Below are 8674 nucleotides of genomic sequence, written 5' to 3'. Positions count from 1 at the left end.
GACGCTTTCCGCCTCTCCCAGCGCCGTATCCGTCAGCCGCGAAGGGGGCGGCAGCACTCTACGCACCGCAGTGAGCGTTCGGGCGCTGTATCTGGACGAGGGCGGTGCCGCGCTGATGGCCGAACGAAACATCGACGTGAGCTGCCAGATGGAGTTGCCAGAGGACTGCCGGGTCACTGCGCACGCCGTTTGCCCCGAGGAGGTACAGGGAAGCCTGGGGGACCGGGGGATTGAGGTTCGGTTCTCGGTGGAGTTCCGTGCAGAGGCAGTTTCTCGGAAAAAGAGGGTCTGCGTATCCTCTGCAAAAATCAGCAGCGAAGCCCCCAAGGATCTAACCGGTGCACCTTCTCTGGTGTTGCGGTGTAAAAACAGGCAGGAGACGCTTTGGGACCTTGCTAAGCGGTATAACACCACTGTAACCAACATCCTCTCTGCAAATGACTTGGAGGACGAAGGAGCCGTTTCGGAAGATAAGTTGCTGCTGATTCCCAGAAAGCGCTTATAATCATTAAAGAAGCGGTCCGGCATAGCCGGACCGCTTTAAACTTGTTAAGTAGAATTTCGTTGCCGGAGCGACGAAAGAAATAAAATCCTCATGGCGCCCCCAAGTGCGGAGTCATCATTACTTCATGGGAAGTAATTCCTGAAATACCTTCTTTCGATAGGAATTGTGGTGGAAACTCCAGCACATTCCTCTCCAAAAATGATTGCCAGAATGTTTGCCCCTTAGTTGGAAAACCGGGACAGAAACTGCTTTGTTCGCTCTTCCTTTGGCGCACCAAGTACCTCGTTGGGAGCACCCTGCTCCACAATGACTCCGCCGTCCATAAAAATCACACGATCCGCCACATCCCGAGCAAAGGCCATTTCGTGGGTGACGATAACCATGGTCATTTTTTCTTTCGCAAGCTGGCGGATAACTTTTAAGATTTCGCCGGTCAGCTCTGGGTCCAGCGCGGAGGTAGGCTCGTCAAAAAACAGAATCTCTGGCTGCATGGCCAGTGCTCGTGCGATGGCCACCCGCTGCTGCTGTCCGCCGGAGAGTTGGCAGGGATAGCACTCTGCCTTGTCGGAAAGGCCCATTTTTTTCAGCAGATCCATGGCTTCTTTTTCTGCTTCCGTCCGATTGCGGCCCGCCACACTAACGGGCGCATCCATCACGTTTTTCAGAACCGTGTAGTGGGGAAAGAGGTTGAAATTTTGAAATACCAGCCCAAAGCAGCGGCGTATCTTTTTTAGGTTGCCGGCATAGACCGTCTTGCCCTGCTCGTCATTCCACGCGGCTTTGTTTCCGGAATAGGACAACTCGCCGCCGTCCATCTCCGTCAGCAGAGTGGCACAGCGCAGCAGCGTGGACTTTCCCGATCCGGAGGGACCAATAATAGCCACTACCTCGCCTTTATTCACGCCCACGGAGATATCCCGCAGCACCTCCGCAGACCCGTTAAAGGACTTGCGGACGCACTTTAACTCCATCACTTTCATAAGTCGGGCACCTCCTCAATTATAATAGCTCATGCGTTTTTCAATGCGTTCCATCCCCCAGGCCACCACGCTGTTAAAGAAAAAGTAGAACACTCCTGCGATAAACAGCGGCAGGACTGTGGTATTGGCGGCGGAAATCTGCTTTGCGATGGTAAATAGTTCCTGATAGGCGATGACAAAGGCCAGAGAAGTGTCTTTCACCAGTGTTATTACCTCGTTGGTGACGGCAGGGAGGACCCGCTTCACCATTTGGGGCAGAATAATCTTAAAAAAGGTTTGCCTTCGACCATAACCCAGCACCTGCGCGGCCTCATACTGTCCCAGCGGGATGGACTGAATGCCAGCCCGGTAGATTTCCGCGAAGTAGGCGGCGTAGTTGATGGAAAACGCAATGACCGCCGCCAGCAAGCGGGAATAGCCCGATAAGCTGATTCCGAATACGTAGTAGGGCCCGAAATACACCACCATCATCTGAAGCATCAGCGGCGTGCCCCGGAGGACGGAAATAAAAAACCGCACCACCACCTGCACCGGCTTGATTGCCCGCAGTGCCGACACTGCTTTGCCCGGCTTCTTCCCGACGGATTCTCCCTTTATGCCAAGACGGCGCAGAGGCGCCCAGGCGGACATCCGCCCCAGCGCCACCAGAAGCCCCAAAGGCATGGAAAACACCAATGTCAGCACAAAAAGCTGCACGACAGCCCACAGTCCCGTCAGCAACTGCTGAAGTATATTGACCAAAACCATTCCCAATTCTCCTTGCTCTTCAATTGCTGGTGAGGGCGGCGGGGTTTCCCGCCGCCCTCACGGAACCAGTCTGTTTATTTGCCGTAGCAGAGCATGTCGGCCAACTCCGGCGCATCGTAGGATGCGGCCCACATGGCATCCAGCGTGGCCTTTACCTGATCGGCCAGCTCCGTGTTGCCTTTTTTGAAGCCGATTCCATACTGCTCGGTGGACAGAGGCTTTTCTAACATTACAAACTTATCGGAACCCCGGGTTTTCAACTGGAAGTTGGCCACTCCGATGTCCACCGCAATGGCATCGTTGGCGCCGGATTCCAGATTCATAAAGGCGGTGTTGTAGTCGGGGACCTCATCCAACGCGGAGAAAGAGGCAGCCAGAGCAAGGTTTTCGTCGTTGCTTCCATCGCCGGGATCGTCGGTCAGAGCCGTGAGAGCGGAGGAGCCAGACTGGGTCACCACTGGTTTTCCGGCAAGCTGCGCCGCGTCGGTAATCCCGCTGTCGGACCGCACCACGAACATAATGGAATTATTTATGTAAGGGCCTACCCATGTATAGTTTTCCTCGCGGCCGGTCATCGTGAAGCCGTTCCAAATGCAGTCGATATTCCCTGCGTCCAGTTCCATGTCCTTGGAGGTCCAGTCAATAGGCTGACGGATCAGTTCCCAGCCGTTGCGATCGCAGACCTCCTGTGCCAAATCCAAATCGAATCCCACGTAGCTTCCGTCGTCTGCAATAAAGCCGTAAGGAGGATACTCGGCATCAAAGCCGACGGTAAAGGTGGTGCGTGCCGCGCTGCCGGACGCGGCTTCCGGGGAAGACGATGCGGAGCCGGACGTTTTGCTGCCTGCGGGTGCGGTGCCACCACAGGCAGCCAGAGAGCCGACGATTGCCGCCATAGCAAGCAGAGCCAAAACCTTTTTTAGTTTCATTACAATTCCTCCAATTCAAGGGTAGTTCCCTTTGATTTAGTTATTTATCAATTTAGCATGATAACACGCAAGTGTAAATATGCGATATCCCAAAAATATCCGCAGAAAAACGACTGCCTTTTGTGCTATTTTCGATGTGTCCTGCCTGTCATACTTGTCAGGCTTTCCACATAGAGTGGAAGCAGGATTGCAAGAAGGACGGGGGATGCTATGAATACGACCATCTATCAGAATATCGCCACCCGGACCGCCGGTGACATCTACATCGGTGTGGTAGGCCCGGTACGCACGGGAAAATCTACATTTATCAAACGGTTTATGGAGACGCAGGTGATCCCCAACATTGAAAACGTCTACCGCCGTGAGCGGGCCAGAGACGAGCTGCCGCAGAGCGGTTCGGGACGGACCATCATGACGGCGGAGCCAAAGTTTGTGCCGGAGGAGGCTGTCCAGATTCAACTGTCCGACGGGGCAGCGTTTTCCGTGCGGCTGATTGACTGCGTGGGGTATATGGTCCGGGGCGCCATCGGGTCCACGGAAGACGACCAGCCCCGCATGGTAACAACACCATGGTACGACCACGAGATTCCTATGATGGAGGCGGCGGAGATTGGCACCCGTAGAGTAATTGCGGAGCACTCCACCATCGGGATCGTCATCACCACCGACGGGTCCATCTCAGAGATTCCCAGAGAAGACTATCTGGAGGCCGAGGAACGGGTCATCCGGGAACTTCAGGAGCTGGGAAAACCCTTTATCGTCCTGCTGAACTCCGACTCGCCCAAATCTGAGCGGGTGCAGGCAATGGCAAAGGACATTGCGGCCCAATACGACGTGAACTGCATGCCGGTAAACTGTCTGGAGCTGGATGAGGCGGCAGTGGCGGACGTGTTGAAGGCCGTGCTGTACGAGTTTCCCATGCAGGAGCTGGATGTGTTCCTGCCCGCGTGGGTGGACGCCCTTCCGGCGGACCACCCCATTAAGGCCGGACTGTACAGCTCTGTGCGGGAAGGGACCATGGGACTGCGCCACATCCGGGAGGTTGATGGCGTAATTGCGCAGCTTGGAAAGAGCGAAAACATCAGCGCCGCAAAGCTTACCGGCATCGACCTTGGAACCGGCGTGGCATCGTCGGTACTGCTTCTGCCTCAAGAGCTATTTTATCGCACACTGTCTGAGCAGTCCGGTTTCTCCGTGGCGGACGATGGAGACTTGATGAGTCTTCTGACCCAGCTTGCCACCGTAAAAACAGAGTATGACAAGGTGGCGGGTGCGCTGAACGATGTACGGGAAAATGGATATGGCATTGTGGTTCCAGGCCTTGATGAGCTGAAGCTGGAGGAGCCGGAAATCATGAAACAGGGTGGTCGGTACGGCGTTCGCCTGAAGGCCAGTGCCCCCAGCATCCACATGATTCGTGCCGACATCGAGACGGCGGTTAGCCCCATCGTAGGAAACGAAAAGCAGTCGGAGGACATGGTGAACTACCTTTTACAGGAGTTTGAGGGAGACACCAGCAAAATCTGGCAGTCCAATATCTTCGGCCGCAGCTTCCACGAGCTGGTGAGCGAGGACCTGCAAAACAAACTCCAGCGGATGCCCGACGACGCACGGAAGAAGCTTCAGGAGACGCTGACCCGCATCATCAATGAGGGCAGTGGTGGGCTGATCTGCATTATACTTTAATAAAAAGGACAGAGGGAAGCACGTTGTGCTCCCCTCTGTTTGTATGTATATATTTGCTTTGCCTTTATTATCTCTTTTTGGGAAGGTGGAATTTTTCCAAATCCATGCCCTCAAGCTCCAGCAGGCGTATTTTGTTCGCAAATCCCCCAGCGTAGCCGGTGAGGGAGCCGTCGCCGCCTACCACACGGTGACAGGGGATGAGAATGGAGATGGGGTTGTGTCCCACTGCGCCGCCCACAGATCGAGCCGATGCGGATATTCCCCGTGCCTGCAGACGCTGCGCCAGTGCACCGTAGGTGTCGGTTTCGCCCCGGGGAATTTCCAGCAGCAACTTCCAGACCTCCTGACGAAATGCGCTGCCTTGGGGAGCCAGCGGTGGAAGAGAGCCGGGAATCTGACCTGAGAAATAGGTATTCAGCCAGTCCCTTGCCCGGTCAAACACCGCAAGCGCGGCGGTTTCCTCTTGCCCCGTTAGCGAAGAACCGAAGTATTTCTGTCCTTCCAGCCACAGCCCGGTCAGCGCGGAGCCGTCGGACGCAAGGAGCAGGGGACCAAGGGGAGAGGAAAGCTTGCAGATTGTATCCATGGGCAAAACTCCCTTCAAGTTTTAAAAGCGATTAAAAAAACACTTGTTCGACTAACAAAAACAGTATAGCAGAATGCAGTTCTGCTTGCAAGAGGAGTTTGGACGTGATACCATAAAAGTATCAGACAAGGGGGGAATTGCGACATGCTTTTGGCTATTGACGTGGGAAATTCCAATACGTCCGTGGGGCTGTTTGGCCCGGACAGGGAACTGAAATTTCTGGCCGCGCTGGATACGGACATCCGCAGGACCGCAGATCAGTTCAGCATTGATTTGATGAACGTGTTCACGCTGTATCATTTCGACCTGAAGGACGTCAGCGGAGCCATTGTGTGCAGCGTGGTTCCGCCGTTGAATTTTATGCTGGAAAAGGCGGTGGGCCGGTTACTGGGGAAACCGCCCATGGTGGTGGGGCCCGGCGTGAAAACAGGCCTGAACATCCGCATGGACTTTCAGACTCAGATGGGAGCCGACATTGTGGCGGACGCGGTAGCAGCCCTTGAAAAGTTTGCCGCGCCCATCGTTACCATTGATATGGGTACCGCTATTACCATCGGGGTCATTTCCCATGACCGTACCTACGAGGGCGGGCTTTTGCTGCCGGGGGTCAATGTCTCGCTGGAAGCTTTGAGCCGCCGGGCGGCGCAGCTTCCTGCCATTTCTGTCCAGCATCCCAAGTCTCTTATTGGAAAAAATACGGAGGACTGCATGCGCGCCGGTATCATCTACGGAACCGCTGGAATGCTGGACGGCGTGTTGGACCGCATCCGAGAGGAATTTCGCGGCAAAACCGTCAGCGTGGTTGCCACGGGGGGAAGCGCGCCCATCATCGTGAAGTACTGCCGAAATGAGATTGTCTACGACAAGTACCTTTTGATGGACGGGCTGTGGGCCATCTACCAGAAGAACCGCTAGGAGGTGGAAAATGAGACTTGCAATTGGGGCTGCGCTATCCGTTTTTGTGGCGGGATTCATTGGAATGTTTCTGGGAGATATGGGATTTATTTGGTTCATAGCTTCGGCCATGATTTTTTGGATTGTCTATGAGTTGGAAGCTATCCGTAAGCATAAGTAAGATGGCGGTAATGTCCGTAGGGAATCGTGACGTAAATAGTGGCCCGCGCTTGGTTCAATAAAATAGAGAGGGCCTTTCGGCCCTCTCTGCTATATAAGAAAACGCAGGCTCAGTTTCCACAGTGCCGTGCAACACAGGTGGCGGAAATCTGAGGGGGAAGGCTCATCGTCATGGCTCCGCTGTAACGAATGCACACGCAATCACCGCAGGAAAAGCAGCACGCATTGTCTGCATGAACAACAACCTTTTGGTTTGTAGCACAATCGCACACCAGTAGCTGGCAGCGCTCGGCGCGAAGAACACGCGCGATCATGACAGTATCCATGACGGTATCATCATTGCGACAAGTTTCAAGTTCCAAAATAATTACCTCCAATACACAGGCCGCAATCTATCATATTCATAGCAAACAACTTCAGTGCATTGTGCGGGGCAATACCGGTGGTGCGGCACACGGTATAACCGTGTTCTAAAATAACATGCGGCCCGCTCATTTGAGCGGGCCGCACCATATTGTCGTTTATTTCGCCAGCACTTTTTTAAGCTTCGCAAAGCGGGGGAGAGAGTCCTCCTTCGGCAGCTTCGGTTCGCCCTGAATCAGGGGCAGTACATAGTCAATAAAGGGCTGTTCCACGCCGTTGCCTCTGGCGTTGATCCACTCACGGGGGACCTTTTTCTCCGTGTTTGCTACGTCTGTCAGGTTCAGCAGAGCGGTTTTGCAGACGTAATGGCCGTCCCGCTCGGTCCGCTCAAAGCCCACCATTTTGTCGGTAATTCCGTTGACGGCATTTTCCACGGCGACTTTTCCAGCCATAAATGACTCTTCAATATCCGTCTCAGAGGCCAGATGTGCGCCACAGCGCTGCAAAAGGCTTAGCTCAATGCCACGGACTTTGGCACCGATTTTCTCCTTGACGACAGCCGCAAGCGTGGCGGCAAGACCGCCAAGCTGGGCGTGGCCAAACCCGTCGGTGGCGGAAGCCTTCGCCTCGGAGACAAAGGTGCCGTCGGCATAATGGATCCCCTCGGACACGGCCACCATACAGTTGCCCTTTTCTTTGTAGATACGCTCTACATCGGCCAGAAATTCCTCCATATTGAAGTCCGTCTCCGGCAAATAGATCAGATCGGGGCCCGCGCCATAGGCCGTGGCCAGTGCGGCCGCACCGGCCAGCCAGCCAGCGTGGCGGCCCATAATTTCGATGATGCAGACCATTCCGGTGTCGTAGACCCGGGCATCCTGATAAACCTCCATGCAGCTGGTAGCGATATACTTGGCGGCCGAAGCGTATCCGGGGCAGTGATCCGTGCCGTACAAATCGTTGTCGATGGTCTTAGGCACACCCATCACACGGCACTCATAGCCTTCCTTTTGCATATATTTGGATATTTTGTTGCAGGTGTCCATAGAGTCGTTTCCGCCGTTATAAAAGAAGTAGCGCACGTCATATTTTTTGAACGTCTCCAAGATGCGTTTGTAGTCGGTGTCGTCCATATCCGGGTCCGCCATTTTGTATCGGCAGGAACCAAGGGCGGAGGAGGGCGTGTACTTCAAAAGCGCCAGCTCTGACGGGTCCTCTTTGCCGATGTCAAACAGGCGGTCGTTCAAAACTCCCTTGATGCCGTGCTCCGCGCCATAAACTGCAGTGATGGCGGGAGAATTCAGTGCGGTGGCAATCACGCCATAAGCGCTGGCGTTGATCACAGAAGTGGGCCCCCCGGACTGGCCCAGTATGCAGGCGCCTTTCAGTTCACTCATGGATAGTTCCTCCTGACTTTTTCATCCCGGAAAGCCGGGTTTGATTGATATATAATAAAAATATTTTATCATGTTCACCCACAATTGTAAATACTTGCAATTTTATTTCTCTGTGCTATTATGATATCAGAAAATCGTTTTCTTTAGTATCCAAACCGCTTCGGATGAATGCGCAGACCCGGGTGCGTTTCCTCGCCACGCCCGGATAATAATAATTTTGACAGGAGATGATTGATATGCCACTGGTCACGTCAACCGAAATGTTCCAAAAGGCCTATGAAGGCGGCTATGCCATCGGTGCGTTCAACGTCAACAACATGGAGATCGTACAGGGCATTACCGAGGCCGCCCGCGATCTGGATGCCCCTCTGATCCTTCAGGTATCCAAGGGCGCTCGGGCCTACGCC

General features: G+C 54.3%; 11 protein-coding genes. 5 read left to right on the top strand and 6 right to left on the bottom strand.

What is annotated here, in order from left to right; all coding sequences use genetic code 11:
- Positions 1 to 505 (top strand): LysM domain-containing protein (locus tag RT018_RS08090; RefSeq protein WP_312940872.1); only part of this gene is annotated, 505 nt, incomplete at its 5' end.
- A 221-nt stretch (positions 506 to 726) separates the two neighbouring features.
- On the opposite strand, the gene RT018_RS08085 is transcribed toward RT018_RS08090, so the two are convergent.
- The 3 genes from RT018_RS08085 to RT018_RS08075 form a co-directional block, all read right to left on the bottom strand.
- Positions 727 to 1485: an amino acid ABC transporter ATP-binding protein gene (locus RT018_RS08085; protein WP_312940870.1), complete on the bottom strand. Its 759-nt coding sequence runs from the start codon at positions 1483 to 1485 to the stop codon at positions 727 to 729.
- Positions 1486 to 1500: 15 nt separating this feature from the next.
- Entirely contained in the window at positions 1501 to 2232 is a 732-nt protein-coding gene (locus RT018_RS08080) for an amino acid ABC transporter permease (protein WP_312940869.1), read from the bottom strand.
- A gap of 74 nt (positions 2233 to 2306) precedes the next feature.
- A complete protein-coding gene (locus tag RT018_RS08075; RefSeq protein ID WP_312940867.1) occupies positions 2307 to 3161 on the bottom strand; it encodes a transporter substrate-binding domain-containing protein in 855 nt (284 codons plus the stop codon).
- A gap of 210 nt (positions 3162 to 3371) precedes the next feature.
- Here RT018_RS08075 and spoIVA point away from each other — a divergent pair, with 210 nt between their 5' ends.
- Complete coding sequence (gene spoIVA, locus RT018_RS08070) at positions 3372 to 4847, top strand: stage IV sporulation protein A (RefSeq protein ID WP_312940866.1); 1476 nt, start codon at positions 3372 to 3374, stop codon at positions 4845 to 4847.
- A 67-nt stretch (positions 4848 to 4914) separates the two neighbouring features.
- Here spoIVA and RT018_RS08065 read toward each other — a convergent pair whose 3' ends face one another.
- A complete protein-coding gene (locus tag RT018_RS08065) occupies positions 4915 to 5433 on the bottom strand; it encodes a methylated-DNA--[protein]-cysteine S-methyltransferase (RefSeq protein ID WP_312940864.1) in 519 nt (172 codons plus the stop codon).
- Between the two features lie 144 nt (positions 5434 to 5577).
- Here RT018_RS08065 and RT018_RS08060 point away from each other — a divergent pair, with 144 nt between their 5' ends.
- Together RT018_RS08060 and RT018_RS08055 are read left to right on the top strand one after the other, a co-directional pair.
- Positions 5578 to 6348, top strand: coding sequence for a type III pantothenate kinase (locus RT018_RS08060; RefSeq protein WP_312940862.1), 771 nt, complete (start codon positions 5578 to 5580; stop codon positions 6346 to 6348).
- 10 nt (positions 6349 to 6358) lie between these two features.
- Positions 6359 to 6508 (top strand): hypothetical protein, encoded by a 150-nt coding sequence (locus RT018_RS08055; RefSeq protein WP_312940860.1) that lies wholly within the window; start codon positions 6359 to 6361, stop codon positions 6506 to 6508.
- Between the two features lie 109 nt (positions 6509 to 6617).
- Here RT018_RS08055 and RT018_RS08050 read toward each other — a convergent pair whose 3' ends face one another.
- Positions 6618 to 6869: a hypothetical protein gene (locus RT018_RS08050; protein ID WP_312940859.1), complete on the bottom strand. Its 252-nt coding sequence runs from the start codon at positions 6867 to 6869 to the stop codon at positions 6618 to 6620.
- Positions 6870 to 7028: 159 nt separating this feature from the next.
- Positions 7029 to 8267, bottom strand: coding sequence for a 6-phosphofructokinase (locus RT018_RS08045; RefSeq protein WP_312940858.1), 1239 nt, complete (start codon positions 8265 to 8267; stop codon positions 7029 to 7031).
- 236 nt (positions 8268 to 8503) lie between these two features.
- Between RT018_RS08045 and RT018_RS08040 the strand changes: the two genes are divergently transcribed.
- Positions 8504 to 8674, top strand: a 171-nt coding sequence (locus RT018_RS08040; RefSeq protein ID WP_312940972.1) for a class II fructose-bisphosphate aldolase, incomplete at its 3' end; no start/stop codon positions are given.

Source organism: Oscillibacter sp. (genome assembly GCF_032060045.1).
In the GTDB taxonomy this organism is placed as follows: Bacteria; Bacillota; Clostridia; order Oscillospirales; family Oscillospiraceae; genus Oscillibacter.
Note: the sequence above shows the minus strand (reverse complement) of the source record. Positions and strands in the feature narration are given on the sequence as shown.

Coding starts and splice junctions, on each gene's coding strand:
- RT018_RS08085 (WP_312940870.1), bottom strand. CDS start 1,485: ATGAAAGTGATGGAGTTAAAGTGCGTCCGCAAGTCCTTTAACGGGTCT.
- RT018_RS08080 (WP_312940869.1), bottom strand. CDS start 2,232: ATGGTTTTGGTCAATATACTTCAGCAGTTGCTGACGGGACTGTGGGCT.
- RT018_RS08075 (WP_312940867.1), bottom strand. CDS start 3,161: ATGAAACTAAAAAAGGTTTTGGCTCTGCTTGCTATGGCGGCAATCGTC.
- spoIVA (WP_312940866.1), top strand. CDS start 3,372: ATGAATACGACCATCTATCAGAATATCGCCACCCGGACCGCCGGTGAC.
- RT018_RS08065 (WP_312940864.1), bottom strand. CDS start 5,433: ATGGATACAATCTGCAAGCTTTCCTCTCCCCTTGGTCCCCTGCTCCTT.
- RT018_RS08060 (WP_312940862.1), top strand. CDS start 5,578: ATGCTTTTGGCTATTGACGTGGGAAATTCCAATACGTCCGTGGGGCTG.
- RT018_RS08055 (WP_312940860.1), top strand. CDS start 6,359: ATGAGACTTGCAATTGGGGCTGCGCTATCCGTTTTTGTGGCGGGATTC.
- RT018_RS08045 (WP_312940858.1), bottom strand. CDS start 8,267: ATGAGTGAACTGAAAGGCGCCTGCATACTGGGCCAGTCCGGGGGGCCC.